Origin of the sequence: Stenotrophomonas sp. SAU14A_NAIMI4_8 (assembly GCF_003086695.1) — a bacterium.
GTDB lineage: Bacteria > Pseudomonadota > Gammaproteobacteria > Xanthomonadales > Xanthomonadaceae > Stenotrophomonas.
Genome location: NZ_CP025999.1, coordinates 277471 through 303332, shown reverse-complemented (window position 1 = coordinate 303332; position 25862 = coordinate 277471). Strand labels below are relative to the sequence as shown.

22 protein-coding genes are annotated in these 25862 nt (G+C 67.5%); 8 read left to right on the top strand and 14 right to left on the bottom strand.

Going from position 1 to position 25862, the window contains the following annotated elements; translation table 11 throughout:
* Positions 1-45: 45 nt before the first annotated feature.
* On the bottom strand, positions 46-300 hold the full coding sequence (locus C1930_RS01280; protein ID WP_199912211.1) for a DUF2798 domain-containing protein: 255 nt from the start codon (positions 298-300) through the stop codon (positions 46-48).
* A 122-nt stretch (positions 301-422) separates the two neighbouring features.
* Here C1930_RS01280 and C1930_RS01275 point away from each other — a divergent pair, with 122 nt between their 5' ends.
* Positions 423-1334, top strand: a complete 912-nt coding sequence (locus tag C1930_RS01275) for a LysR family transcriptional regulator (RefSeq protein ID WP_108755116.1) — start codon at positions 423-425, stop codon at positions 1332-1334.
* 6 nt (positions 1335-1340) lie between these two features.
* On the opposite strand, the gene C1930_RS01270 is transcribed toward C1930_RS01275, so the two are convergent.
* From C1930_RS01270 to C1930_RS01260, 3 genes are all read right to left on the bottom strand, one after another.
* Positions 1341-2444: an NADH:flavin oxidoreductase/NADH oxidase gene (locus C1930_RS01270; RefSeq protein ID WP_108770902.1), complete on the bottom strand. Its 1104-nt coding sequence runs from the start codon at positions 2442-2444 to the stop codon at positions 1341-1343.
* A gap of 164 nt (positions 2445-2608) precedes the next feature.
* Positions 2609-3415 carry an NAD-dependent protein deacetylase gene (locus C1930_RS01265; protein WP_108755114.1) on the bottom strand — a complete coding sequence of 269 codons (807 nt, stop codon included), beginning with the start codon at positions 3413-3415 and terminating at the stop codon, positions 2609-2611.
* 43 nt (positions 3416-3458) lie between these two features.
* Complete coding sequence (locus C1930_RS01260; protein WP_049433141.1) at positions 3459-3863, bottom strand: acyl-CoA thioesterase; 405 nt, start codon at positions 3861-3863, stop codon at positions 3459-3461.
* 91 nt (positions 3864-3954) lie between these two features.
* Here C1930_RS01260 and C1930_RS01255 point away from each other — a divergent pair, with 91 nt between their 5' ends.
* Entirely contained in the window at positions 3955-4590 is a 636-nt protein-coding gene (locus C1930_RS01255; protein WP_108770901.1) for a LysE family translocator, read from the top strand.
* Between the two features lie 56 nt (positions 4591-4646).
* On the opposite strand, the gene C1930_RS01250 is transcribed toward C1930_RS01255, so the two are convergent.
* Together C1930_RS01250 and C1930_RS01245 are read right to left on the bottom strand one after the other, a co-directional pair.
* Positions 4647-5666, bottom strand: coding sequence for a ribonucleotide-diphosphate reductase subunit beta (locus tag C1930_RS01250; RefSeq protein ID WP_108770900.1), 1020 nt, complete (start codon positions 5664-5666; stop codon positions 4647-4649).
* Between the two features lie 119 nt (positions 5667-5785).
* A complete protein-coding gene (locus C1930_RS01245; RefSeq protein ID WP_108751839.1) occupies positions 5786-8170 on the bottom strand; it encodes a ribonucleoside-diphosphate reductase subunit alpha in 2385 nt (794 codons plus the stop codon).
* Between the two features lie 553 nt (positions 8171-8723).
* Here C1930_RS01245 and C1930_RS01240 point away from each other — a divergent pair.
* Positions 8724-9491: a DUF2884 family protein gene (locus tag C1930_RS01240; RefSeq protein WP_108755112.1), complete on the top strand. Its 768-nt coding sequence runs from the start codon at positions 8724-8726 to the stop codon at positions 9489-9491.
* Positions 9492-9583: 92 nt separating this feature from the next.
* Here the strand turns inward: C1930_RS01240 and zapE are convergent, their stop codons facing one another.
* Together zapE and C1930_RS01230 are read right to left on the bottom strand one after the other, a co-directional pair.
* Complete coding sequence (zapE, locus tag C1930_RS01235; RefSeq protein WP_108755111.1) at positions 9584-10684, bottom strand: cell division protein ZapE; 1101 nt, start codon at positions 10682-10684, stop codon at positions 9584-9586.
* Positions 10681-11352 carry an alpha/beta family hydrolase gene (locus C1930_RS01230; protein WP_108751836.1) on the bottom strand — a complete coding sequence of 224 codons (672 nt, stop codon included), beginning with the start codon at positions 11350-11352 and terminating at the stop codon, positions 10681-10683. The genes zapE and C1930_RS01230 overlap by 4 nt, the downstream gene beginning before the upstream one ends.
* Before the next feature lie 43 nt (positions 11353-11395).
* Here C1930_RS01230 and C1930_RS01225 point away from each other — a divergent pair, with 43 nt between their 5' ends.
* Entirely contained in the window at positions 11396-12253 is an 858-nt protein-coding gene (locus C1930_RS01225; protein WP_108755110.1) for a hypothetical protein, read from the top strand.
* Between the two features lie 177 nt (positions 12254-12430).
* Here C1930_RS01225 and C1930_RS01220 read toward each other — a convergent pair whose 3' ends face one another.
* From C1930_RS01220 to C1930_RS01210, 3 genes are all read right to left on the bottom strand, one after another.
* The gene (locus C1930_RS01220) at positions 12431-13876 is read right to left on the bottom strand and encodes an ExeM/NucH family extracellular endonuclease (protein ID WP_108770899.1); all 1446 of its coding nucleotides are present in this window, start codon (positions 13874-13876) and stop codon (positions 12431-12433) included.
* A gap of 241 nt (positions 13877-14117) precedes the next feature.
* Complete coding sequence (locus tag C1930_RS01215) at positions 14118-14636, bottom strand: c-type cytochrome (protein WP_108755108.1); 519 nt, start codon at positions 14634-14636, stop codon at positions 14118-14120.
* 181 nt (positions 14637-14817) lie between these two features.
* A complete protein-coding gene (locus C1930_RS01210) occupies positions 14818-15432 on the bottom strand; it encodes a TetR/AcrR family transcriptional regulator (protein WP_108770898.1) in 615 nt (204 codons plus the stop codon).
* 158 nt (positions 15433-15590) lie between these two features.
* On the opposite strand from C1930_RS01210, the gene C1930_RS01205 reads away from it, so the two are divergent.
* The 3 genes from C1930_RS01205 to C1930_RS01195 are packed head-to-tail and all read left to right on the top strand — an operon-like array spanning position 15591 to position 20399.
* Positions 15591-16754: an isovaleryl-CoA dehydrogenase gene (locus tag C1930_RS01205; protein WP_108770897.1), complete on the top strand. Its 1164-nt coding sequence runs from the start codon at positions 15591-15593 to the stop codon at positions 16752-16754.
* Between the two features lie 10 nt (positions 16755-16764).
* Entirely contained in the window at positions 16765-18375 is a 1611-nt protein-coding gene (locus tag C1930_RS01200; protein WP_108751830.1) for a carboxyl transferase domain-containing protein, read from the top strand.
* 41 nt (positions 18376-18416) lie between these two features.
* A complete protein-coding gene (locus tag C1930_RS01195; RefSeq protein ID WP_108770896.1) occupies positions 18417-20399 on the top strand; it encodes an acetyl/propionyl/methylcrotonyl-CoA carboxylase subunit alpha in 1983 nt (660 codons plus the stop codon).
* A 5-nt stretch (positions 20400-20404) separates the two neighbouring features.
* Here the strand turns inward: C1930_RS01195 and C1930_RS01190 are convergent, their stop codons facing one another.
* Positions 20405-21574, bottom strand: coding sequence for a putative peptide maturation dehydrogenase (locus C1930_RS01190; protein WP_108770895.1), 1170 nt, complete (start codon positions 21572-21574; stop codon positions 20405-20407).
* Between the two features lie 143 nt (positions 21575-21717).
* Between C1930_RS01190 and C1930_RS01185 the strand changes: the two genes are divergently transcribed.
* Positions 21718-22026 (top strand): NHLP-related RiPP peptide, encoded by a 309-nt coding sequence (locus C1930_RS01185; RefSeq protein WP_108751829.1) that lies wholly within the window; start codon positions 21718-21720, stop codon positions 22024-22026.
* On the opposite strand, the gene C1930_RS01180 is transcribed toward C1930_RS01185, so the two are convergent.
* Positions 21980-24517 carry a putative peptide modification system cyclase gene (locus tag C1930_RS01180; protein WP_108770894.1) on the bottom strand — a complete coding sequence of 846 codons (2538 nt, stop codon included), beginning with the start codon at positions 24515-24517 and terminating at the stop codon, positions 21980-21982. The genes C1930_RS01185 and C1930_RS01180 overlap by 47 nt on opposite strands.
* Before the next feature lie 15 nt (positions 24518-24532).
* Positions 24533-25573: a GGDEF domain-containing protein gene (locus C1930_RS01175; RefSeq protein ID WP_108755102.1), complete on the bottom strand. Its 1041-nt coding sequence runs from the start codon at positions 25571-25573 to the stop codon at positions 24533-24535.
* Positions 25574-25862: the final 289 nt, after the last annotated feature.

The following is a 25862-nucleotide window of genomic DNA, read 5'->3' as shown; positions in this document are numbered from 1 at the left end:
CAGCACCCTGCGGCGGTGCACAATGCTGTCAGATGCAACCGATCTTCAATGCGGATGCACCGTCAACGCCACCAGGCGCACCACCAGCGGGCGCACCAGCAGCACACCACAGAACGCCACCGGCATGGCCATCTGGTAGGCCGCCAGCACCCGCGCCAGGTAGCCGCTGCCCAGCCCGGCGTTGGCCGCGGTGATGACCAGGCACATCAGCAGCGCCATCAGGCTGGCCATGAAGAAGGCGAACACGAACGGCGTACTGCGGGCGTGCAGCTTCCAGCGGAAAGATCGGGGGTGGGCCATCGCACATCGCATCGGGTGAAGTGGGCCGGCAGGCTAGCGGTGCGGCGGCCTGTGCACAGCCCCGCCGCGCTTGGCGCAGACCCAAGCCATGCTTGCTGGTTTCCGTGGCAAGCTGGCCGGTCATGAACCTGTTGCAGCTCATCCGCAGCTTCACCCGCACCGCGCAGACCGGCAGCATTGCCGCGGCCGCGCGCAGCCTGGGTATCAGTGCCACCGCCGTGGGCCAGAACATCCAGCGCCTGGAAACCCACCTGGGCGTGCGCCTGCTCAACCGCAGCACGCGGCAACTGGCCCTGAGCGAGGCCGGGGCGCTGTACCTGGCCCAGGTGCAGCACATCGAGGCCGACCTGGCCCGTGCGCAGGCGCTGGTGACCGCCGACGACATCGTGCCCAGTGGGCCGCTGCGCATTGCCAGCAGCCGCGCCTTCGGCCGCCATGTGCTGGCGCCGCTGCTGCCGTCGCTGCAGCAGCGCTATCCGCAACTGCAGCTGGAACTGCGCCTGAGTGATCGCGCGGTACAGCACGGTCCGGAAACGGTGGATGTCAGCCTGCGCATCGGCGCGCAGCTGGAAGATGGGCTGGTGGCGCGGCCGCTGGCGCGCATTCCATTCCTGTTCTGCGCCGCCCCGGCCTACCTGGCCGCGCACGGCATGCCGCAGGAACCGGCCGAGCTGCAGCAGCATCGCGGCCTGCTGCACCGCTTCCCCACCGATGGCCGGCCGCTGCGCTGGGGCCTGCGGCGTGGCGATACGCGGGTGGACGCGGCTCTGCCGCCCAGCATGGTCTGCGATGACATCGACGCGCTGGCCGAGCTGGCCGCCGCCGGTGCCGGCATCACCCGGCTGGCCGCCTTCGTGGCCGACCCGTACCTGCGCGATGGCCGGCTGCAGACGGTGTTCGGCCCGGCCAGCGCGTGGCAGCCGGAGCCGATGGAGGTGTTCTTCTGTGTAAGCGACCGGCGCGACTTCACCGCGCGCATCCGCGCCCTGTTCGAGCACCTGCAGGCCGGCCTGCCGCCGGCCTGGCAGGTGTGACCGGCCTCAGCGCGGGCGGAACACGTTGCGCGCTTCGCGCGGTTCGCAGCGCAGGTACTGCGGCGCCGGCACCACGCTGTCGCCCAGCGCGGCAGCGGCATGCCACGGCCAACGCGGGTCGTACAGGATGCCGCGGGCCAGGGCGATGGCATCGGCCTGGTTGTGGCGCAGGATCGATTCGGCCTGTTCCGGCTCGGTGATCAGGCCCACCGCGATGACCGGCATGCGCAGCTTCTTGGCCTTGATGGCCGCGGCGAACGGCACCTGGTAGCCCGGGCCCACGCTGATCTTCTGGCGCTCGTCCAGGCCGCCGCTGGACACGTGCAGGAAGTTGCAGCCGCGCGCGTCCAGCACCTGTGCCAGGGCTTCGCTCTGCACCACGTCCCAGCCGCCTTCGACCCAGTCGTTGGCGGAAATGCGCACGCCCACCGACACCTTGTCCGACACCGCTTCACGCACCGCGTCGAACACTTCCACCAGCAGGCGCAGGCGGTTCGGCAGCGAGCCGCCGTAGCCGTCGGTGCGGCGGTTGCTGAGCGGCGACAGGAACTGGTGCAGCAGGTAGCCGTGGGCGGCGTGGATTTCGATCAGCTCGAAGCCCAGGCGCTCGGCGCGCACGGCGCTGGCGGCAAAGGCGGCCACCACCTCGGCAATGCCGGCTTCATCCAGCGCCTGCGGGGCCGGGTCGTTGGCATGGAACGGCAGCGGCGACGGCGCCACGGTGGGCCAGCCACGGGCATCGTCGGCCGGCAGCTGGCGGCCGCCGTCCCACGGGCGTGCGGTGGAGGCCTTGCGGCCGGCGTGGCCGAGCTGGATGCCCAGCGGCATCGGCGACCAGCGCCGCACGCTGGCCAGCACCTGCGCCAGCGCCGCTTCGGTACCGTCGTCCCACAGCCCCAGGTCGGCATAGCTGATGCGCCCGCGCGGTTCCACTGCGGTCGCTTCCAGGATCAGCAGGCCGGCGCCGGACTGCGCCAGGCTGCCCAGGTGCTGGGCATGCCAGTCGCTGGCGCGGCCGTCTTCGGCGGAGTACTGGCACATCGGCGCGATCACGATGCGGTTGGACAGGGTAAGCGGGCCGAGGGTGACCGGCGAGAACAACTGGCTCAAGGCGATAGCGACATGCGGAGGGGGTGCGTATTGCACCGCTGCACGGCCTGCGGATCAACCGTCTGAATGGATCGCTGTTTCGCAGGGGGCGTGATCGGTAGCGCCGGGCCATGCCCGGCGGGCAACGGCGGCCGCGCTGCGCGCTCGCCGGGCATGGCCCGGCGCTACCGGCTGACGAAGCCGGCCAGGGCCTCGGCGCAGTCGCGTTCATCCTTGAACTGCAGCAGGTCGTCGGCACGGGTGCGGCCGCGGTTCAGTGCGGCCACCGGCAGGCCGGCCTTGGCCGCGGCCTGCACGAAGCGGAAGCCGGAATAGACCATCAGCGAGGAGCCCACCACCAGCACCGCATCGGCCTGCTGCAGGTGCTCATGCACCGCCGCTACCCGTTCGCGCGGCACGTTTTCGCCGAAGAAGACGACATCTGGCTTCAGCAGGCCGCCGCAGTACGGGCAGTCCGGCACCACGAACGCGGAAAAATCGGTCTCCAGATCCGCATCGCCATCGGGCGCGATGCCGGCCTCCAGCGCGTCCCAGCCCGGGTTGGCGTCCAGCAGGCGCTGCTGGAAATCCTCGCGCCCGCTGCGGCGTTCGCAGCCCATGCAGCGCACCAGGTCCAGCCGCCCGTGCAGATCGATCACGTTCGTGCTGCCGGCGCGCTGGTGCAGGCCATCCACGTTCTGGGTCAGCAGCACCTGCAGGGTGCCGCGTGCTTCCAGCGCGGCCAGCGCCTGGTGGGTACCGTTGGGCAGGGCCAGGCCGAAGCGCGGCCAGCCCAGCAGGCTGCGCGCCCAGTAGCGCTGGCGGGTGGCCGCCTCGCCCATGAAGGCCTGGTAGGTCACCGGCGGGGTGCGCTTCCACTGGCCGTCGGTATCCCGGTAATCGGGAATGCCCGAGGCAGTGCTGCAACCGGCGCCGGTGAGCACGAACAGGCGCTGGGCGCGGTCGATGAAATCGGTCAGCGGCGGGGTCATGCCGACCAGATGGGGGCGCGGCGGCGCCCCCGCAAGCGCCGGTTCAGACGGCCTCGGGCAGGCGCGGCACGGCGGTCGGCTGGCCGTCTTCGCCCAGCGCGATCATCACGAAGTGGCCGCGGGTGCACAGCTTGCGCTCGCCGCTGTGCAGGTCTTCGGCAATCAGCTCCACTTCCACCTTCATCGAACTGCGGCCCACTTCCACGATGCGACCGATGGTTTCCACCATCTGGCCGATGCGGATGGGCAGCTTGAAATCGACCTGGTCGCTGCGCGCGGTCACCACGGTGCGGCGCGAATAGCGGGCGGCGGCCAGGAAGGCAGCCTTGTCCATCCAGGCCAGCGCCTGGCCACCGAACAGGGTGCCCATGTGGTTGGTGTGGTTGGGGAAGACGATTTCGGCCATGCGCACTTCGATGGGCGGCACGGTTTCGACGATGGGGGTCATGGCGGTGGCCAGGGTGTGGGGGTGCGGCAATTTTAAGGCAGGCCCGAGCGGCCGGGGCTACACTGCGCCACGCCCACCGCACGGACCGCACATGCCCGCCGCTTCCGACCTGCTCGCGTTCGCCCTGCTGTCGCTGGGCATGGTCCTCACCCCAGGCCCGAACATGGTCTATCTGGTCTCGCGCTCGATCTGCCAGGGCCGCCGTGCCGGGCTGGTGTCGCTGGGCGGCGTGGCGGCGGGCTTCGTCTTCTACATGCTATGCGCGGCGCTGGGCATCACTGCGCTGCTGATGACCATTCCGCTGGCGTATGACGCGCTGCGCCTGGGCGGTGCACTCTACCTGCTGTATCTGGCGTGGCAGGCGGTGAAGCCGGGCGGGCGCTCGCCGTTCGCGGTGCACGCGCTGCCCGCCGACAGCCCGCGCAGGCTGTTCACGATGGGCTTTCTGACCAATCTGCTGAACCCGAAGATCGCGGTAATGTACCTGTCCCTGCTGCCGCAGTTCCTGCACCCGGACGGCCACGGCAGCGTGCTGGCACAATCGCTGGTGCTGGGCTTTACCCAGATCTCGGTCAGCTTGGCGGTGAACACGGTAATCGTGCTGATGGCCGGCAGCATTGCCGCGTTCCTGGCCGCACGGCCGAGCTGGCAGGCCGCGCAGCGCTGGCTGATGGGCACGGTGCTGGCCGGGCTGGCGGTGCGGATGGCGGTGGAAGGGCGGCGGTAACAAAAAACCCCGGCGCTGGCCGGGGTTCTTCGTTGCAACCGGGATGACTTCTTCGATCAGAAGTTTATGTCGAAGGCGACTTCGCCCTGCACGCCCACCTGGTAGGCCGAGACGCGGCGTTCGAAGAAGTTGGTCAGTTCCTGCACATCCTGCAGTTCCATGAACGGCAGCGGGTTGCGCACGTTGTACTTCTTTTCCATGCCCAGCTTGGCGAAGTGCTGGTCGGCACAATGCTGCAGGTACTGGCGCATGTCGCGGGTGGAAATGCCCGCCACGCCGCCGGACAGCACGTCCTCGGCGAACTGCACTTCGCATTCGATGGCTTCGGCCAGCATGTCGTAGACCTGCTGCTTCATTTCCTCGTCGAACAGGTCCGGTTCTTCCTCACGCACCACGCGCACCGATTCGAACGCGAAGTCCATGTGCGCGCTCTCGTCGCGGAACACCCAGTTGGTGCCCGAGGCCAGGCCCGGCAGCAGGCCGCGCGAACGGAAGTAGTACACGTAGGCGAAGGCGGCGAAGAAGAACAGGCCTTCGATGCACGCGGCGAAGCAGATCTGGTTCAGCAGGAACTGGCGGCGCTCGGCACGGGTCTCGATGCGCTTGAGGTCCTGGATCGAGTCGATCCACTTGAAGCAGAAGTCGGCCTTCTTCTTGATCGAGTCGATGTTTTCCACCGCGGCGAAGGCTTTGACGCGCTCTTCCGGGTCCGGCAGGTAGTTGTCCAGCAGGGTCAGGTAGAACTGCACGTGCAGCGCTTCTTCGTACAGCTGGCGCGACAGGTACATGCGCGCTTCGGGCGCGTTCAAGTGCTGGTACAGGTTCAGTACCAGGTTGTTGGACACGATCGAATCGCCGGTGGCGAAGAACGCCACCAGGCGGTGGATCAGGTGGCGCTCACCCGGCGACATCTTGCTGTGCAGGTCGGTGATGTCGATCTGGAAGTTGATCTCTTCCACCGTCCAGGTGTTCTTGATCGCGTTCCGGTACATGTCATAGAACTGCGGGTAGCGCATCGGGCGCAGGGTCAGTTCAAAACCGGGATCGAGCAGCATCTGCTTGGGCTTGTCGGCCATGGGTGTTTCCTTGAATTCTCGGGTCAAAACGCCGGGCATGGCCCGGCGCTACCTTGGTGTTTCCGTGGTGCAGCCGAGCATGAGTGCCGACCAACGGTCGGCACCTACGGCGCGGCGTGTTACTGGCACGCCTCACAGGCTTCCGGGTTTTCCAGCGAGCAGGCCACCGCTTCGGTCGGGGTGTAGGTGCTGACCGTGGTCTTGGCGATCTTGGTGGCCGGACGCGAGCGCAGGTAGTAGGTGGTCTTGACGCCCTGCTTCCACGCGTACATGTACATGGACGACATCGCACCGATGTTCGGGCTTTCCATGAACAGGTTGAGCGAGGCCGACTGGTCGATGAAGGCGCCACGCTCGGCGGCCATGTCGATCAGCGAACGCATCGGCAGTTCCCATGCGGTGCGGTAGACCTGGCGCAGGGCTTCGGGAATCTGCGCCACGCCGGCGATGGAACCTTCGGCCAGCTTGATGGCATCGCGCATGTCGGCGGTCCACAGGCCCAGCTTCTTCAGCTCGTTCACCAGGTAGCGGTTGACCTGCAGGAAGTCACCGGACAGGGTTTCGCGCTTGAACAGGTTGGAGACCTGCGGTTCCACGCACTCGTAGCAACCGGCGATCGAGGCAATGGTGGCGGTCGGGGCAATCGCGATCATCAGCGAGTTGCGCAGGCCGTGTTCCTTGATGCGCTCGCGCAGGGCGTCCCAGCGCGCGGTGTCTTCGGGCACCACGTTCCAGGCGTCGAACTGCAGTTCGCCGCTGGCCGCACGGGTGTCGTTGAACGACGGGTGCTTGCCGCGTTCCTGGGCCAGCTCCGAGGAGGTTTCCAGGGCGTGGAAGTAGATCGTTTCGGCGATCTTCTTCGACAGGGCGCGGGCTTCGGCGCTGTCGAACGGCAGGCGCTTGCGGAAGAACACGTCCTGCAGGCCCATGCAGCCCAGGCCGACCGGACGCCAGCGCAGGTTGGCGCGGCGGGCGGTTTCGATCGGGTAGAAGTTCAGGTCGATCACGCGGTCGAGCTGGCGCACGGCCAGGCGCACGGTCTCGGCCAGCTTCTCGAAATCGAACTCGTTGTGCTCGTCGAAGTGGTTGCCCAGGTTGATCGAACCCAGGTTGCACACCGCGGTTTCATCGTTGGACGTGACTTCCAGGATTTCCGTGCACAGGTTGGACAGGTGGATCACGTTGCCCGGGCGCAGCGTCTGGTTGCTGGCGCGGTTGCACTTGTCCTTGAAGGTCATCCAGCCGTTGCCGGTCTCGGCCAGGGTACGCATCATGCGGGCGTACAGCTTGCGCGCCGAGATGGTGCGGTTGGCCTTGCCCTGCGCTTCGGCCTGCACGTAGGCCTGTTCGAAGGCTTCGCCGAACAGGTCGGTGAACTCCGGCACGACGCGCGGATCGAACAGCGACCATTCCTGGTCGGCCTCGACGCGCTTCATGAACAGGTCCGGCACCCAGTTGGCCAGGTTCAGGTTGTGGGTACGGCGGGCTTCGTCACCGGTGTTGTCACGCAGCTCCAGGAAGTCCTCGATGTCGGCGTGCCAGGTTTCCAGGTACACGCAGGCCGCGCCCTTGCGCTTGCCGCCCTGGTTCACCGCGGCCACGGACGAATCCATGGTCTTCAGCCACGGCACGATGCCGTTGGAATGGCCGTTGGTGGACTTGATGAGCGAACCACGCGAACGCACGCGGGTGTAGCTGACGCCAATGCCGCCGGAGAACTTGGACAGCTGGGCGATGTCGCCGTACTTGGAATAGATCGATTCCAGCGAATCCTGCGGCGAATCCAGCAGGAAGCACGAGGACAGCTGCTCGTGGGTGGTGCCGGAATTGAACAGGGTCGGGCTGGACGGCAGGTAGTCCAGGTTGCCCATGCGCTTGTACAGCGCCAGGGTCTCGGACACGTCCTCGCTCAGCGCGCTGGCGATGCGCAGGAAGAACTGCTGCGGGGTCTCGATCACCTTGCGGGTGTGCGGGTGGCGCAGCAGGTAGCGGTCGTACAGGGTACGCAGGCCGAAGTAATCGAAGTTCAGGTCCAGCGAGATGTCGATGGCATCGTTGAGCTTGCGCGCGTTGGTCTGCACGAAGTTCAGCAGGCGGTCGTTGATCAGGCCCACTTCGTGGCCACGGCTGACCGACTGCGAGAAGGCGTAGATTTCCTGGCCCGACACTTCCTTGGCGATGTAGTTGGCCAGCAGGCGTGCGGCAAGGCGGCCGTACTCGGGCTCTTCACCGATCAGCAGGGCGGCGGTGCGGATGGACAGTTCGTCCAGTTCGCGGGTGGTGGCGCCGTTGTACAGGCCGGAAATGGTACGGGTGGCCACGCGCATCGGATCGACCGCGTGCAGGCCTTCGGAGGAACGCTGCACCGCGCGCACGATCTTGTTCAGATCCACCAGCTCGGTCGTGCCGTTGCGCTTGGTCACGCTCATCGCGTTGGACGTCGGCGGCGACGTCAACAGGAATTCGCTTTCCTTTTCGATGGTGGCGCTGGATTCGGTGGTCACGGCGTGTGTCCTCTTGGCGTGATTGGGGGTGCTCGATGCATCGGGGTGACGCGACCTGGGACCTGACGCCCCAGAGTGGCAGGAGGGCGTCGCAGGGATTGAGACCCTGCGCCTGCCACTGCCGGTGACGGTCGCGGAACGCTACTGCCGGGGACCCCGGCACTTGGGGTCGCTGCGACCGACGGCCACAAGATAGTGGGGGTAGAGGGGGCCGTCAACGCCAAATGTAGTGAAATCGGGTAATCCCTTGCGGCGCAAGGATCATGCCATCGGCGGCGCGTTTGGACGCTTCAGACCTGCTGGAACCGGCTGCGCAGTCAATACCGAAAGGCGTCACAAGGGCGGTACAACGTGCTGCGGAAACGGAACAATGACAGCTTCACATGACAGTGATGAAGCTGGCTAGGGACAACCCTGTGGATAGGTGGTGGGCAGTCGGTGGGAAAGCCTGTATGGCCGGATGGATGGCTATCGGGCAATGACTTCCGGCCGGTGACGTCGCCTTCTGTGCACGGGATGCTGGGACCCTGCACTGACCGGAAAGGATTCCACCATGCGCCTGACCCTGCCCGCCCTGGCCCTGCTGGGCTGTCTGGCCACCGCCCCGGTGATGGCCGGCGACGCCCCGCAGCTGCGCTCGGACCAGTGCGGCATGCGCACCGACTACGACGTGCTGGTGGACAGCGGTGGCATCTGGCTGCGGCATGGCCCACAGGCGCCGCACGAGGTGGTGTTCCACGATGGCGTGCTGAGCCTGGACGACACGGTCGTGCCGGTCAGCGAGGCCGACGCCGCCCGCCTGCGGCAGATGGAGGCCGGGGCGCGGCAGCTGATGCCGGCGGCCACGGCGCTGGCCCATGAAGTGAGCGGACTGAGCTTCGATGTGCTCGACGGGGTCTATGAGGGCCTCACCGGCACCGCCAACAGCCGCAAGGTGCGGCGCCTGCGCCGGCAGGCCGATGACTGGATCGGCGGCACGCTGGGCAAGGGCTACTGGGAACAGGCGGTGTTCGGGCCGGGCTTCGAGGCCAGGGTGCAGGACATGGCCGAATCGCTGTCCGCGTCCATCGCCCGCAGCATGCTCTGGCAGATGGTCACCGGCCGCAGCGAGGCGATGGAGGAGCGCGCCGACCGCCTGGACGCGCAGATGGAACAGCAGCTGGAAGGCCGCGCCGAGCGCATCGAGGCCAGCGCCCAGGCGCTGTGCCCGCTGGTGGCCGCCGTGGCCGATGCCCACGATGCTCTGGAGGTGCGCTACCAGGGGCAGCCGCTGCGGCTGATCGAACGCAGCGAGGGCGTGCAGGTGGCCGGCGATCCGTAGCGTCGAGCTTGCTCGACCCTCGTTGGCACCGCGCGGAAAGCAGTCGAGCAAGCTCGACTCTACGAAAGCGGATGCCGGGCAGCAGAAGCTGCTTACGCCCGGTGCGGGGTGCCCAGGTATTCGGCGCTCTGCATTTCGATCAGGCGCGAGGCGGTGCGTTCGAAGGCGCCCTGCAGGCGCTGGCCGCTGTACAGCTCGATGGGCGAGGTGCTGGCGGTGCAGACCAGGTTGACGTGGCGGTCGTACAGCTCGTCGATCAGGTTCACGAAGCGGCGCGCGGCATCTTCGTTCAGGCGGTCGAAGGCGGGAATGCCGCCCAGCAGCACCGTGTTGAACTCGTGCGCGATCTCGATGTAATCCGACGGGCCACGCGGGCCTTCGCACAGGGCGGCGAAATCGAACCAGGCAATGCTCTTGCCCCGGGCCCGCACCGGAATCTTGCGGCCCTCGATCTCGATGTTGCCGGCCTTGGCCGCCTGCCCACCGCTCAGTTCGGCCCAGCGGCTGCCCAGCCAGCCGTCGCTGTCGGCAGCCAGCGGCGCGCGGTACACCGGCGAACGGGTCAGCGCGCGCATGCGGTAGTCCTCGGTGCCTTCGGCATACAGCTCCACGCAGAAGCGCTGCAGCAGGCCGATGGCCGGCATGAAGCTCTCGCGCTGCAGGCCGTTCAGGTACAGGTTTTCCACCGCCGTGTTGGAGGTGGTGACCAGGGTCACGCCCTCGGCGAACAGGCGCTCCAGCAGCCGCGCCAGCAGCATGGCATCGCCGATGTCGGTCACGAAGAACTCGTCCAGCACCAGCACGCGCAGGTTGCTGCGCCATTCCTGGGCGATCTTCGCCAGCGGGTCGCTCTGCCCCTGGTGCTCGCGCAGGCGCTCGTGCACGCTGCGCATGAAGCGGTGGAAGTGGGTGCGGTACTTCTGCTTGATCGGCAGGCCGTCGTAGAACAGGTCCACCAGGAAGGTCTTGCCGCGCCCCACCCCGCCCCAGAAATACAGGCCCTTTACCGGCTCGGGCTTCTTCCAGAACGAGGACAGGCGGTCCAGCCAGCCGTCTTCGGCGCTGTCCACCAGGCCCAGGTGGATCCGGTCCAGCTCGGCCAGGGCCGCGTGCTGGGCCGGGTCGTTCTGCCAGTCGCCGCGGGCCACGCCGGCGGCATAGCGCTGCGAGGGGGTCTGCACCGCCTCGTTCATGCCGCCGCGCCCAGCCAGTGCTTCACGCCGTGGGTGAGTGCGCCGCGCAGGTCGATCAGCTTGCGGTGGAAGAAATGGCTGGTGTCGGGCATGCGCACCAGCTCGTGCGGCGCGCCCAGGGTGTCCAGCCACTGGTAGACCGCCTGCGGATCGACGATTTCATCCTGTTCGCCCTGGATGACCAGCCAGCGGGCCGGCGGCTGCACGCCGTCGAAATCCCAGCGACCAGCCGGCGGTGCGATCGAGATGAGCGCCTCCGGCTGCAGTTCAGCGGCGGCCTTCAGCGAAACGAACGACCCGAAGCTGAAGCCGGCCAGCCACAGGCGATCCTGCGGGCGCTGGCTGCGCACCCAGGCGGCCACGGCCTTCAGGTCGTCCTGTTCGCCATTGCCATGGTCGAAGTCGCCGGCCGAACCACCCACGCTGCGGAAGTTGAAGCGCACCGTGGCGATGCCCTGCTCGCGCAGGGTGGTGGCGGTCATGGTCACCACCTTGTTGTGCAGGGTGCCGCCTTCGGTGGACAGCGGATGGCAGACGATGGCCACGATCGGCTGTGCCGGCACGTCGGCCTTGGGCAGATCGACCACCACTTCCAGCGGACCGGCCGGGCCGTCCAGTTCAAGACAGGCGGTTTCGCCGGGAGCAACGGGGAACGAGGGATTGCGCATGGCAACATGATACCGTCCCCCGCCCCTGCCCTGTGCCTGCCCCATGCTCTATCTGTCCCTGGCTGTGATCTGCAGCGTGCTGGTGTCGGTGCTGTTGAAGCTGGCCGGGCGGCGCGCACTGGACGTGCCGCAGATGGTGACCTGGAACTACCTGGTAGCCGCCACCCTGACCGCCGCGGTGCTGCAACCGCCGCTGGATGCGCTGCGCGCACCGCATGCGCCGTGGGCCGCGCTGCTGGCGCTGGCGGTGGTGCTGCCGACCATTTTCCTGGTGCTGGGCCGCGCGGTGGCGGTGGCCGGCATCGTGCGCAGCGATGTGGCCCAGCGCCTGTCGCTGCTGCTGTCACTGGCCGCGGCCTTCCTGTTCTTCGGCCAGACCGCCACGCCGTGGAAGCTGGCCGGGCTGGCGCTGGGCCTGGTGGCGATGGTGGCGATCAGCCTGCGCCCGCGCGGGCCGGCCGTGGCCGCCTCGCCCGGCGGCTGGGGCTGGCTGCTGGGGGTGTGGGGCGGGTTTGCGGTGGTGGACGTGCTGCTGAAGCAGGTGGCGCTGTCCGGTACGCCGTCGATGGCGGCGGTGCTGGCCAGTTTCAGCGTGGCCTTCGTGCTGATGCTGGCGCTGCAGCTGTGGCGGCACTTCAGCGGGCGCAGCCGGCTGGCCTGGCGCAACCTGGGCGCCGGCGCGCTGCTGGGCCTGCTCAACGGCGGCAACATTCTCTTCTATGTGCACGCGCACCAGTCGATGCCGGACAGCCCGGCCACGGTATTCGCCGGCATGAACATCGGCGTGGTGGTGCTGGGCGCGCTGGTGGGTGTGTTCGCCTTCGGCGAGGCCACCACGAAGTGGAACCGCACCGGCCTGGCGCTGGCGGTGCTGGCGATCGGCTTGATCGCCTGGGGGTGAGCATGTGGATCGGGGTCAGAGCCCATTCCGCTGGAATGGGATCCGACCCCTGCCGCGATCATTGCCCCGGGGTCGGATCCCATTCCAGCGGAATGGGCTCTGACCCCTGCATCTCCCCACAGCAGTCGAGCATGGCTCGACTCTACAGAAAGCCGCCGGGCGTGCCCCGGCGAATCCTTATTTGTCGAAGCCCAGCAGCAGCGGGTCGTGGTCGGAACTGCGCCACGGGCCCTGCACGTTGCGGCCCTGGTAGCCGCTGGCGTCCTGTTCGTCGGCATTGCTGTGCCATTCGGCGGCACCGGCCAGGCGCTGGGCCATGCTGGCGCTCAGCAGCGCGTGGTCAAGGCGGCCGCTGTAGCCGTTGTAGACGTAGCTGTAGGGGTGCTCGACCTTGGCCACCTTGAACGCATCCTGCCAGCCCAGGTCGTGCAGGGTGCGGATCGGGTCTTCCATCGCGTAGGCATTGAAGTCGCCCAGCAGCACGATGTCCTTCACCTTCAGGCGCGCGGCTTCGGCCTTCACCCACTGGTTGAGCTGGCGCGCCGATTCCACGCGGGTGGCGTTCCAGCAGCCCTGCCCGTCGTTCTGGTCGGCATCGGCACCGCTGGCATCGCGGCAGCCCTTCGACTTGAAGTGGTTGGCCACCACCATGAACGTCGCGCCCCTGCCCTGGAAGGCCTGCGCCAGCGGCGCACGGCTGTGTTCGGCGAACGGGCCGTCGAGCTTGGTCAGCGGCTTGCCCAGCGGCTTGAACGCACCGCGCTTGTAGATGATGCCGACCCGGATCGGATTGGTGCCCGGGCCTTCGCCGGCGTCAACGAACGCCCAGTGCTGCGTGGCGGGCAGGCCGGCATTGAGCGCGTCCACCAGTTCGGCGATGGCCGACTGCGGACCGTAGCCGTCGTTTTCCAGTTCCATCAGCGCGGCGATATCGGTATCCAGGGCGCTGATGGTGGCCACCAGCTTGGCCACCTGCGCCTTGTGTTCGTCCATCGTGCGCGCGCCGCGCAGGGTCGGGAAGCCGCCGCCCTGGCCGTCGCCGTTGAAGAAGTTTTCCAGATTGAACGCCGCGATCTGCAGGCTGCCGGGCACCTTGGGCACGGCCGGGCGCTGCAGTTCCGGCAGCTGCAATGTGCCGTCCACCTGCAGGCGGGCACGGCCCTGCGCGTCCACGCGCACGGTGCCTTCCACGTTGCGCAGCTGCATGCCGGTGCGCAGCACCGGGTTGCCCGGCAGGTAGGCCACGCTGCCGGGGTCACGGGCGTCGCTGCCGTCGTCCAGCAGCAGGCGGCGGCGCTGGTTGTCGGCCAGCACCTGTTCACTGCCAGCGGTACCCGGGGCGGCCACTTCGCTGGGCTGCCACAGGCGGCCTTCGAAGGCCACGGTCAGCTCGCCGAAGCGTTCCAGGCCGTCGGTGCCGGCCAGGGTGAGCGGCGCGGCGATGCGCACGTGCTGGCCCTGCAGGGTGCGCCAGTCGGCCGGGGCCGCGGTAAGCACCACGGTGGCGCTGCTGCGCGGGGCCGGGCTGGCGGCCGGGGCCGGCGTGGCCTGCGGCTGGGCCTGGGCGAACGCAGCGGCCGGCAGCAACAGGGACAGAGCAAGGGCGAGGGAACGGCGGCGCATCGACTCACGACTCCATGAATTGAGGCGCACAGACTAACCCTGAAATGCGAAACCCCCGCGACGCGGGCAGTTTTGGCCTTGGCCGGCAAAGCCGCCTGGGGAGCGCAACCGGGGCAACCGGCGGGTAGAGTCGACTGTCAGTCGACTATCGCGCGCAGCGCGGGCGTTTCGGTGGCATTGGGAAGAGCAGTCGACCAACGGTCGACTCTACCGGGCGTTTCGCCGTTCCCCCGTCCGGCCGTTATTTCAGGTTGCCCAGCATCCAATCCACGGTGGCGTGGATCTGCTCTTCGGTCAGCGCCGGGTTGCCGCCCTTGGGCGGCATGATGCCGCCGTCCGGGCCGGTGTAGCCCTCGATGGCGTGCTTGTAGAGGGTGTCCTTGCCCTGTGCCAGGCGCTGGTCCCAATGTGCATGATCCAGGGTGGGGGCCTGGCCGACACCGGTGGTATGGCAGGCGGTGCACAGGTTGTCGAAGATGACCTTGCCATCGGTGGTGCCGCCGTAGGCCACCTGGGCGGCGGCCTTGGCCAGCGCGGCAGCCTTGGCTGCGGCCTGCGCGGCCGCGCCGGTGCTGCCGGCGTACACCGCACCCGTGGGCGCGATGCGCTGCTCGGTGCGCTTGGCCGCCGTAGGCGACACTTCAGGCGGAATACGCGTGTGGATGTACGCGGCCAGCAGGATCAGGCCAAGGGTGATGGCGGCCAACAGGGCGATCACCATGGAAAAGCGTTTCAGGAACTCCAGATCGTAATTCCGCACTCTTCGTTACCCCTGGCTGGTAGTCGTGGGACCACGGCTGAGCGACTGCGTGTAGGGGCGAGTATAGAACGCGGTTTGCGCGCGACAACAGGCGCCCGTGCTGGTGCGGCGCAACATGCATCCGCACGCGGGTAGCGCCGGGCCATGCCCGGCGAACAGAAACCGTCGAGCAAGCTCGACGCTACGAAAGCGGGGCGCCGACGGCGCGCAGGCAGAAGCTGCAGATCGCGTCCACCAGTGCGTCTTCGTCGCGGTGTGCTTCGCGGCTGGGCGCGGTGGGGCCGACCATCGCTTCGGTGAACGCCCCCACCAGGCACGCGGCGGCAGCATGGGTGTCCTGCACCGGCAGTTCGCCGCTGGCCACGCCTTCTTCCAGCAAGCGCAGGAACACATCGCCGAAGGCGCGGCGCCCGCGCATGCGCTCGGCTTCCACGTCCGGGTCCACCGGCTCGACGATGAAGGCATGGGCCAGCCCCGGCCCGGCCAGGGCGCGGCGCACGAAGGCGGTGATGGCCAGGCGCAGGCGCTCGCCCACCGGCCCCGGCGCGGCGGCAATGCGCTCCATGATCGCCACTTCATGGGCCACGGCCGCGTTCAGCACCTCCACGAACAGCTCGGCCTTGGACGGGAAATGCCGGTAGATCAGCCCGGTGGACATGCCGGCCTGGGTCGCCACGGCGGTCACCGGGGCGTTGCGCCAGCCGCCAGCGGCCACCAGCGCACGGGTGGCCAGCAGGATCCGTTCACGGGCCCCGGCCAGGCGTTCTTCCATCAATGCAGAGCGTTTGTAGGCCATATTCTGATTCTAGTTTCAATTTTTGAATTTGTATTCACTTCTTCATCGAACCCCGCTACGCTGGGCCCGAATCGCCCGTGCGGGGCCTGCCTTCAACAGGCCCCGCTCCCCCTTCACGGGTGCGTCCATTCCCCACCTTCCCTCGTGGAGCCACCGCAATGCACGTGCCATCCCTGAACTTCGATCTTGGCGAAGAGATCGACCTGCTGCGCCAGAGCGTGGCCCATTTTGCCGCCGCCGAGGTCGCTCCGCTCGCCGCCGAGGCCGATGCCAGCAACCAGTTCCCGCTGGCGCTGTGGCCGAAGCTGGGCGAACAGGGCCTGCTGGGCCTGACCGTGGAAGAAGAATACGGCGGCACCGGCATGGGCTACCTGGCCCACGTGGTGGCGATGGAAGAGATCTCGCGCGCTTCGGGTGGCATCGGCCTGTCCTACGGCGCGCACTCCAACCTGTGCGTTAACCAGCTGCGCAAGAACGGCAGCGAGGAACAGAAGCAGCGCTTCCTGCCCGACCTGTGCAGCGGTGCCAAGGTGGGTGCACTGGCGATGAGCGAGCCGGGCGCCGGTTCGGACGTGGTGTCGATGAAGCTGCGCGCGGACAAGCGCGGCGACCGCTACGTACTGAACGGCAACAAGATGTGGATCACCAACGGCCCCGACGCCGACGTGCTGGTGGTCTACGCCAAGACCGACATGGAGGCCGGCGCCAAGGGCATCACCGCCTTCCTGGTGGAAAAGGGCATGAAGGGCTTTTCCACCGCGCAGAAGCTGGACAAGCTGGGCATGCGCTCCTCGCCCACCTGCGAACTGGTGTTCCAGGACTGCGAAGTGCCCGAAGAAAACGTGCTGGGTGCCGTCGGCGGCGGCGTGCGCGTGCTGATGTCCGGCCTGGACTACGAGCGCGTGGTGTTGTCCGGCGGCCCGCTGGGCCTGATGGCCGCGGCCATGGACGTGGTGATGCCCTACGTGCACGAACGCCACCAGTTCGGCGAGGCGATCGGCAGCTTCCAGCTGATCCAGGCCAAGATCGCCGACATGTACGTGGGCCTGGGCGCCTGCCGCGCCTACGTCTACGCGGTGGCGCGCGCCTGCGACCAGGGCCGCACCACCCGCCAGGACGCCGCCGGCGCCATTCTGTATGCCGCCGAAAAAGCCACCTGGCTGACCGGCCAGGCGATCCAGATCCTGGGCGGCAACGGCTACATCAACGAATACCCGACCGGCCGCCTGTGGCGCGACGCCAAGCTGTACGAAATCGGCGCCGGCACCTCGGAAATCCGCCGCATGCTGATCGGCCGCGAACTGTTCCAGCGCACCCTGTAAGGCCACTGCGATGACCGTATTGAACACCCAGCTGCAACCGGGCAGCGACACGTTTGAAAGCAACCGCGCGGCCATGCAGGCCGTGGTCGACGACCTGCACGCCACCCTGGCGCGCACCGCGCTGGGCGGCAGCGAGGCAGCACGCGCCAAGCACACCGCGCGCGGCAAGCTGCTGGTACGCGACCGCATCGACGCCCTGCTCGACCCGGGCAGCGCCTTCCTGGAAATCGCGCCGCTGGCCGCGCACGGCATGTATGACGATGCGGTGCCCGCAGCGGGCGTGGTGGCCGGCATCGGCCGGGTAAGCGGCGTGGAGTGCGTGATCGTGGCCAACGATGCCACGGTGAAGGGCGGCACCTACTACCCGGTCACGGTGAAGAAGCACCTGCGCGCGCAGGAAGTGGCCGAGCAGAACCGCCTGCCCTGCATCTACCTGGTCGATTCGGGCGGCGCTTTCCTGCCCCTGCAGGACGAGGTCTTCCCGGACCGCGATCATTTCGGCCGCATTTTCTACAACCAGGCCAACCTGTCGGCGCAGGGCATTCCGCAGATCGCCTGCGTGATGGGCAGCTGCACCGCCGGTGGCGCCTACGTGCCGGCCATGAGCGATGAAACGGTGATCGTGCGCGAACAGGGCACGATCTTCCTGGGCGGCCCGCCGCTGGTGAAGGCCGCCACTGGCGAAGTGGTGAGCGCCGAAGAGTTGGGCGGCGCCGACGTGCACACGCGCATTTCCGGCGTGGCCGATCACATGGCCGACAACGACCTGCAGGCACTGGCGCGGGTGCGCGCGATCATCGCCCAGCTGAACTGGCGCAAGCCGGAACCGGCGATGGCCGTGCAGGCGCCCGAAGAACCGCTGCTGCCGGCGCATGAGCTGTATGGCGTGATTCCCGCCGACACGCGCAAGCCCTACGACGTGCGCGAAGTGATCGCGCGCCTGGTGGACGGCTCGCGTTTTGATGAATTCAAGCCGCGCTATGGCGCCACCCTGGTCACCGGCTTTGCCCATCTGAACGGCTATCCGATCGGGATCATCGCCAACAACGGCATCCTGTTCTCCGAATCGGCCCTGAAAGGCGCGCACTTCATCGAACTGTGCACCCAGCGCAACATCCCGCTGGTGTTCCTGCAGAACATCACCGGCTTCATGGTCGGCCGCAAGTACGAACAGGGCGGCATCGCCAAGGACGGGGCCAAGCTGGTGATGGCGGTGGCCTGCGCCAAGGTACCCAAGTTCACCGTGGTGATCGGCGGCTCGTTCGGCGCCGGCAACTACGGCATGTGCGGCCGCGCCTATTCGCCCAACTTCCTGTGGATGTGGCCCAACGCACGCATCGGCGTGATGGGCGGCGAGCAGGCCGCCAGCGTGCTGGCCACGGTGAAGCGCGATGGCATCGAGGCCAAGGGCGGCCAGTGGCCGGCCGAAGAAGAAGATGCATTCAAGGCGCCCATCCGCGAGCAGTTCGAACAGCAGGGCCACCCCTACTACGCCAGTGCCCGCCTGTGGGATGACGGCGTGATCGATCCGGTCGACACGCGCCGCGTACTGGCCCTGGCGCTGTCGGCCAGCCTGAACGCCGCCCCGCAGCAGACGCGCTTCGGCGTGTTCCGCATGTAACCCATGCCATGACCGAGCACGCTCCCATGAAGCCCGTTGCCATGTTCACCAAGATCCTGATCGCCAACCGTGGCGAAATCGCCTGCCGCGTGATTGCCACCTGCCGTCGCCTGGGCATCGCCACCGTGGCGGTGTATTCCGATGCCGACCGCACCGCGCGCCACGTGCGCCTGGCCGACGAGGCCGTGCATATCGGCCCGGCCGCCGCCCGCGACAGCTACCTCCGCGGCGACGTGCTGCTGGACGCGGCGCGGCGCACGGGTGCGCAGGCCATCCATCCCGGTTATGGCTTCCTGTCCGAGAATGCGGACTTCGCCGATGCGTGTGCCGCTGCGGGCATCACCTTCATCGGCCCGCCGCCCAGCGCCATCCGCGCGATGGGCGACAAGAGCGCGGCCAAGGCGCTGATGGCCCAGGCCGGCGTACCGCTGACCCCGGGCTACCACGGCGACCAGCAGGCACCGGCCTTCCTGCGCGAACAGGCCGATGCCATCGGCTACCCGGTGCTGATCAAGGCCAGCGCCGGCGGCGGTGGCAAGGGCATGCGCAAGGTTGAACGCAGCGACGATTTCGTCGATGCGCTGGCCAGCTGCCAGCGCGAGGCGGCATCGGCCTTCGGCAACGACCATGTGCTGGTCGAAAAGTATGTCGAGCGCCCGCGCCACATCGAGATCCAGGTGTTCGGCGATTCCCACGGGGATGCGGTCTACCTGTTCGAGCGCGACTGCTCGGTGCAGCGCCGCCACCAGAAGGTGCTGGAAGAAGCACCGGCGCCGGGCATGAGCGCCGAGCGCCGCGCGGCCATGGGCAAGGCGGCCGTCGATGCCGCGCGCGCGGTGGGCTATGTGGGCGCCGGCACGGTGGAGTTCATTGCCGGTCCGGATGGCGATTTCTATTTCATGGAAATGAACACCCGCCTGCAGGTGGAACATCCGGTGACCGAGTTCATCACCGGCACCGATCTGGTGGAGTGGCAATTGCGCGTGGCGGCCGGCCAGCCGATGCCGCTGCGCCAGGAGCAACTGGCCATCCACGGCCACGCCATCGAAGCGCGGCTGTATGCCGAAGATGCCGACCGCGGCTTCCTGCCGTCCACCGGCACCCTGCGCCGCCTGCGCCTGCCGGCGCCCTCGTCGAACGTGCGCGTGGATACCGGCGTAGAGGAAGGCGACAGCATCACCCCGTACTACGACCCGATGATTGCCAAGCTGATCGTCTGGGACGTGGACCGCGATGCCGCGCTGCGCCGCATGAGCCAGGCCCTGGCCGACTGCCAGGTGGTGGGCGTGACCACCAATGCCGGCTTCCTGCGCCGGCTGGTGAACACCGATTCGTTTGCCAACGCGAAGCTGGATACCGCGCTGATCGAACGCGAGCAGGCCGCACTGAATGCGGTGGGCGATGCCGATGACGATCTGTGGCAGCTGGCGGCCGTCGCGGCCGTGGCCAGCACCGCGCGTGCCGGCAGCGATGCGCGCGATCCGCATTCGCCCTGGCAGGCGCAGGATGGCTGGCGCCTGGGTGCCGCCGCAGCGCGCGTGCTGCCGCTGCAGCAGGGCGAGCGCACCCGCACCCTGAAGGTGTGGGCGCAGGCCGACGGCTGGCGCGTGCAGTGCGATGACGCGGCGCCGGCAACGCTGATCGGCACCGCCGATGCACAACAGTTGACGCTGCAGGTAGATGGCCGGCGCCGGTCGGCGCAGCTGCTGCGCGACGGCGGCCAGCTGTTCCTGTTCGATGCAGCGGGCCAGCACCGCTTCACCCTGCACGATCCGGTTGCCGAATCGGACACCGCCAGCGCCGATGCCGGCAGCCTGCTGGCACCGATGCCGGGCAGGATCGTGGCCACCCTGGTCCAGGCCGGCACCCAGGTAAAGCGCGGCACGCCGCTGGTCGTTTTGGAAGCCATGAAGATGGAGCACACCCTGCAGGCACCGGCCGATGGCACGGTGAAGGGGTACCGCGCCAAGGCGGGCGACCAGGTGGGGGATGGCGCGGTGCTGGTGGATTTCGAGGCGGGTTGACGGTTTCAGGTTCCCGGCTGCCAGACCTGGCGGCCGGGATCGAACTCACTGGTTGTCATCAGCTCACTGCGCCAGCCAATCCCACAGATGGCCATCGGGCTCTGCTGCATCGGATCCAGCTCGAGTACCTGCTCGATATCCTGCTCATTGATCGCGGCGGTGACGAAGGCGCCCAGCCGGGCCTCGGTCGCACACGAAAGCAGCAGCTGCGAGGCGTGACCAACGTCGAGAATCACCGCACGGTAGGCCTTCGGATGCTGGCGATACTTCCAGAAGGTACGCGCAAAGCGTGGTGCAAGAACCACCTGAACATGGGCATCGGCAAACCACTGCTGCCCGGCAACAAACCGCCGGGCCAACGCAGCGGGATCGTCAACCGGCCCAGCAACGGGGCTGAGGCTGTGGTCGATGGGATGGTAGCGGTACAGGCCGGGCTCCAGGCCCAGGACGGACTGGACCAGCAGGAAGGCCTCGGTGGGATGCAATCCCCCCGCAGAGGGCACATTCTTCTTCAGGAAGATCGCGTCATCACCTTCGCGCTGCTCTCCATGACTGGCGAACACCCGCCATAGCAGCTGTGAGAGCGTGGCAAGGTCGAGCAGGCGTGTGCGATCAAAGTTGCGGCAGGTAGCGCGCTGTTTGAGCCAGGCATCGAAGGGCACTTCATCAGGCACCACCAGATCGATGGCGCGCTCTCCAGGCTCGGCACATGCCGGCGGTGGCGGACCCAGTTGCCTGCACAGGCCCGCTGCCGTCTCCAGTCCCGCTTCGCGCAGTGCTGTCACACTGTCCTGGTTCTGCCAGCGCGCGAGCCGATGCATGACCGCCGCAGGCGTCCACCAGGAGGTGGCTGACAAGGCTCGCTCGGCCTCCTGCCACGCGTGATCCTCATCGCCATCGCCGAACACGAGGCCGGCTTGGCACAGACGCGCGATGACGCCACGCGAAAACTGCGGACCGTCTTCCGTCCATTGCTCAGCGGGCATCCGCCCCAATGCCAGCAGCATGTCCTCGTCCAGCACGACCGCTGCGTCCAGATGCGGAGCAACGGCAACCCACTGCGTGCTGCTGACGACCGAGGTTCCGCCCGCCAGCAGGTCGGCCACAGCGTAATGTTCGACCGTGCGCAGTTCGATCATGAGCTGCTGGCAGCGGCGGAAGCGGGGTACGGGCATGGCGGTGGTCCGGGAAGTCGACAGAGATGTTTTCGGCCGCAGCAGCTGGAACTGTCGGCTCAAGCCATCGCGGCCGCCGCCGCTACCTGCACTGGCATCATGCAACTGCCATCGCGCTTTTTCCCAGAACCAGAGGCCGTAGAATGACCCCCGATCTTCCCCTGCTCTCCCCCGAGCAAGCGCTGCAGCTGCTCGACCTGCTGTCCAGCGACGACGCGTTCCGAGCTGTTTTCCATGAAACCCCGGCCAAGGCGCTGGGCGCGATTGCACCCGATGTCGCCGAGGCGTGCAAGGATTGCAGCACCCAGGGCCCACTGGCCAGCAAGGAGGAGTTTGCCCAGGCGCGCGACCGCTTGGTGGAACGCCTCACCGCCGATGCAGTGTTCCGCGTGCCGCACTGCTTCGTCAGTGGCGAGATTGACGCGCAGCTGCGGCACCCGCCCGCACCGTAAGGGATGCGTTCTGCTGCGCCGAGGCCCAGGTGCGGGCCTGGCGCAGTTCGCTGGTGTTGACCAGCTGCATCACGTAGGACCCCGCACTTTCCGCATAGGCACGGCCTGCATTGGCCAGCAGCCACTGGCGTGCTTCCGGCTCGCCCGGGTCGTGCTCGGCCGCCAGTGCTTGCCAGCGCACAACGCGCGCCTGGAACAGTTCAGTACCATCCAACAGAGGCTGCAGACGGGCAAGGGCTTCTGCCGCATGCCCCTGCAGGCGGTCGGCGTTGGCCTCGACCAAGGTCACCATCTGCCGACTCCGCAGGTCGCCGACCGAATCGGACAGTTCCTTCAGGGCAGGCAATAGATCGCCTGCCACCTGTGCATGGTCTGCCCGCTGCGCGCCATAGGCCGCCGCTGCGGCCAGAAACATCCATTCGGCGCGATCCTGTCCCTTGGTCGCCTTGACGCGGGCCAGCAGTCCGCGAGTGACGCGATCAAAAGCCGAAGCGTCCGCTGGACGACCGCTTTCGGTAGCCAGCAGCAACGCCTGGAGTTCGAACATCTGGCAGGCCAACACGCTTTCTCCGCAGGCCTTCAGCGCGCGCTTGTTGGCGGCGGCGGCACGCGCGGTGTCGCCGGCATCGACCGCCACGGCAACGCCTTCCAAGCCGTTGCCAAACCCCCGATCGGGTTCGCCGTCGATCATTCGCTGTGCACCGGCGAGGTCACCTGACGCTGCCGTGGCCGCAACGAGGTGGCGGTTGCTGGTCCATCGCCCCAACCTGGCGGATACGCGGTAGCTTTCCAATGCACCGGCATAGTTGTTCTGGGCAAGCTGCGCGCGGCCGACATCCTGCCATGCGATGGACTGCAGGGGATTGGCGGCAACGGTGGCCTTCCTGGCCGACGCTTCGGATTCGGGATAGCGCCCCAGGGTCTGCATGGCCCAGGCGTAGTTCGCGTGGGCACCGTGATAATCCGGATACAGATCAGCCAGCAGCTTCCATTTGGCGGACACCTCCTCGAGGCGGCCATCTTCCAGCTCGGTACGCCATGCATCCAGATACAGGCGATCACGGCCGGGAAGGCGGGCACGGATGCCACCGGCACGGTTCAGCATGCGCCGGGCGTTGTCCAGATCACCACGGGCGACATAGACCCGCATCTGCCCCAGATAAGCGAAGGCGAACAGGGGATCGAAGCGCGATGCCTGCTCGAAGAAGCGCAGCGCTTCGTTGTAATGGCCATCGCCGTAGGCCTGCAGGCCTATCGCGTAGGCGTGCAGTGCATCCAGATCACTGGTGGCCACCTGCGGCAGCGGCAGCGACGTCTGCGAAACCTGCTTCATGGCCTCGCCCAGCTCGTTGCGCAGGGCCACCGTAACCGCATCAGTGGAGGCAAACAGCGATTCCATCCCCCGCTGCTCGGCATGCGTGGTCCACACCACCTTGCCGGTGGTGGGATCGATCAGCTGCGCGGTCACCCGCAAGCGACCATGCAGCTCTTCCACACGCGGCACCACGACCGCACGTGCGCCTTCACGCAGCGCGACTTCCACTGCAGCCTGCGTGTCCAGCAGGCCTCGTTCCTGGCGCATCCGCTCCAACGTGTCCTGCACCTTGATGTTGCTGAGCACATTGACGTACCGGGACTGCTCCAGGCTGATGCGGAAGGCCTGTTCGAAGCCATCGTCCAGCAACATGTTGCCGGACAGGTTCTGTACGTCCGCCAGCACGATCCATTCGCGTTCGGCGAAAGCGATGGCAGGCGCGGGTCGCAACAGCGACCAGCCGATGAGAGCCAACACCAGCGCCGCTACGGCATTCATCGCCATAGGCAGGGGTCTGCGCCACCACGCAATCGAGCGGCGCGCCTTGCCGTGGCTGCGAGGCCTGCGGAATTCGGCCTCACCCGGCACGCCGACCTCGAACACTTCCTGTTCACTGGCGATGCCCTTGAAGCGCCAGCGACCATGTGATTTCCACTGAAGACTCTGTCCTCGGCTGCCCAGCTCGCCGGCGCTGCGCCGGACCGTCGATTCGGCCGACGCCGATACCAGGATCTGCCCAGGGCGGGCCAGCTGCATGAGCCGCGCAGCCATGGGCTTGGCCAGCCCCTCGACCTCGACCGGCTTGGCACCGTGGGCCACGGCCTCGGCACTGTTGTTCCAGAGGATGACTTCGCCCACGTTCAAGCCCGCGCGGGCACGGAGGCTGACATTGCGCGCGGTGCCAAGCACGGCCAGTTCACTCTGGTAGTCAAGTGCGAACCCCAGTGCATCGATCGGGCGTTCAAACAGCAGGAACAAGCCATCGGACCGATCGATCAGGCGTCCGTTCCAGGTTTGCTGAAGCCGCAGCACCAAGCGGTCATGGTCCTGGAAAAGTTCTGCGGCTGCACTGTCACCTATGTGTTCGACCAGGGTAAGTGAGTCGCAGAGATCGGTGAAGAGCAACGCGCGCAGCTGAGGGCTGTGCGGGGTCGACGTTCCGGTGTCGCCGTTCATCACCTGGGTCTCCGCTCATTGTCCGTCCGGGCCGTGGGCCCATCGCAGGCAGTTTCCGCCGGCGCGCTTGGCTTCGTAAAGCGCCCGATCGGCACCGGCATACCATTCGCTCCAGTCGGCCTCCGGTACCAGCATGCTGACGCCGATGCTGGCCAGGCTGACGTGCGGGGTGCCGTGGCCGCGTTCCAGCAGGCCGTGCACGGCGCTGAGGATGAACTCGGCGGCATGCTGGGCGGCCTCGCGGTCGGCGCGGCGCAGGATCAGGCAGAACTCATCGCCGCCCAGGCGGCAGGCCAGATCGTGCTCGCCGGCCATTGAACGCAGGATGTTGCCCATGCTCTGCAGCACGCGGTCGCCGGCCTGGTGGCCATGGCGGTCGTTGATCTGCTTGAAGTGGTCGCAGTCGATCAGCAGCAACGCCTGCGGCGGGCCGTCGGGGTGCGCGCGCGATTCCTTCAAGTACAGGGTCAGGCCGCGGCGGTTGTGCAGTCCGGTCAGTTCATCGGTACGCACCAGCTCGCGGGTATGGGTGAGCTGGTGGGTGGTGATGTACAGGTTGTCCAGCGCGGTTTCCAGGTCGTGGTTGCGCCGCCGCAGCTGGCTGATCAGGGCCTGTTCGTTGGCCAGCACGCGCATGATCGTGCGCCGCAGGAACTGCGCCACCAGGCCGGGATCGGCATCGACCAGGCGCTGGAAGGCATCCGGGCCCAGTTCCAGCACCGTGCAGTCGCTCATCGCGCGGGCGCCGGCGCTGCGGGCGTGGTTGCCCATCAGCAGGCCCAGTTCGCCGAAGAACTCGTGGCGGCCCAGGGTCTTCACCAGCAGGTCTTCGCCGAAGTCCAGTTCAATCTGGCCTTCCAGGATGACGTACATGCTCTGGCCGGGGTGCCCGCGCAGGAACAACCACTGGCCGGCCGGCAGCGGGCGCGGCTGGGAAAACTGCGCGAACAGGGCCACTTCAGCGTCGGAAAGCACGGCATGCGTCATCCCGGCCATCGCCGCTGTGGCGATACCGGATGTCATGTCTGATGTCTCGGCTGAACCCCTGCCGGTCATTCCCTGCCGCCAGCGTCCCCTGGTGAGCAGCGGAGCATAGCACCGCTTGAAACTGTGCGCCGCTTCTCATTTTGCGTCAAATCGCCGCAGATCCCGGTCGGTTACCCCGCGCAGCGCCTATTCAGCTGACGCAGTGCTCAGTTCGCTTACAACAACGCCGGCAGGTCCCCCGACCTGCCGGCGTCGTCTGGCCCTTCCCTGGCCACCCTGATCGGGGGTCGTAGGCCCGTAGAGTCGAGCTTGCTCGACTGCTCCTCAGCCCCGGCCGGATTGCGCCAGTCGAGCAGGC

Excerpts from the sequence above, each read along its gene's own strand:
- C1930_RS01275 (WP_108755116.1), top strand. The coding sequence starts at position 423 with ATGAACCTGTTGCAGCTCATCCGCAGCTTCACCCGCACCGCGCAGACC.
- C1930_RS01195 (WP_108770896.1), top strand. The coding sequence starts at position 18,417 with ATGTTCACCAAGATCCTGATCGCCAACCGTGGCGAAATCGCCTGCCGC.
- C1930_RS01255 (WP_108770901.1), top strand. The coding sequence starts at position 3,955 with ATGCCCGCCGCTTCCGACCTGCTCGCGTTCGCCCTGCTGTCGCTGGGC.
- C1930_RS01210 (WP_108770898.1), bottom strand. The coding sequence starts at position 15,432 with ATGGCCTACAAACGCTCTGCATTGATGGAAGAACGCCTGGCCGGGGCC.
- C1930_RS01250 (WP_108770900.1), bottom strand. The coding sequence starts at position 5,666 with ATGGCCGACAAGCCCAAGCAGATGCTGCTCGATCCCGGTTTTGAACTG.
- C1930_RS01225 (WP_108755110.1), top strand. The coding sequence starts at position 11,396 with ATGCTCTATCTGTCCCTGGCTGTGATCTGCAGCGTGCTGGTGTCGGTG.
- C1930_RS01180 (WP_108770894.1), bottom strand. The coding sequence starts at position 24,517 with ATGAACGGCGACACCGGAACGTCGACCCCGCACAGCCCTCAGCTGCGC.
- C1930_RS01265 (WP_108755114.1), bottom strand. The coding sequence starts at position 3,415 with ATGACCCCGCCGCTGACCGATTTCATCGACCGCGCCCAGCGCCTGTTC.
- C1930_RS01280 (WP_199912211.1), bottom strand. The coding sequence starts at position 300 with ATGGCCCACCCCCGATCTTTCCGCTGGAAGCTGCACGCCCGCAGTACG.
- C1930_RS01220 (WP_108770899.1), bottom strand. The coding sequence starts at position 13,876 with ATGCGCCGCCGTTCCCTCGCCCTTGCTCTGTCCCTGTTGCTGCCGGCC.
- C1930_RS01205 (WP_108770897.1), top strand. The coding sequence starts at position 15,591 with ATGCACGTGCCATCCCTGAACTTCGATCTTGGCGAAGAGATCGACCTG.
- C1930_RS01200 (WP_108751830.1), top strand. The coding sequence starts at position 16,765 with ATGACCGTATTGAACACCCAGCTGCAACCGGGCAGCGACACGTTTGAA.
- C1930_RS01240 (WP_108755112.1), top strand. The coding sequence starts at position 8,724 with ATGCGCCTGACCCTGCCCGCCCTGGCCCTGCTGGGCTGTCTGGCCACC.
- C1930_RS01190 (WP_108770895.1), bottom strand. The coding sequence starts at position 21,574 with ATGCCCGTACCCCGCTTCCGCCGCTGCCAGCAGCTCATGATCGAACTG.
- C1930_RS01175 (WP_108755102.1), bottom strand. The coding sequence starts at position 25,573 with ATGACCGGCAGGGGTTCAGCCGAGACATCAGACATGACATCCGGTATC.
- C1930_RS01260 (WP_049433141.1), bottom strand. The coding sequence starts at position 3,863 with ATGACCCCCATCGTCGAAACCGTGCCGCCCATCGAAGTGCGCATGGCC.
- C1930_RS01185 (WP_108751829.1), top strand. The coding sequence starts at position 21,718 with ATGACCCCCGATCTTCCCCTGCTCTCCCCCGAGCAAGCGCTGCAGCTG.
- zapE (WP_108755111.1), bottom strand. The coding sequence starts at position 10,684 with ATGAACGAGGCGGTGCAGACCCCCTCGCAGCGCTATGCCGCCGGCGTG.
- C1930_RS01230 (WP_108751836.1), bottom strand. The coding sequence starts at position 11,352 with ATGCGCAATCCCTCGTTCCCCGTTGCTCCCGGCGAAACCGCCTGTCTT.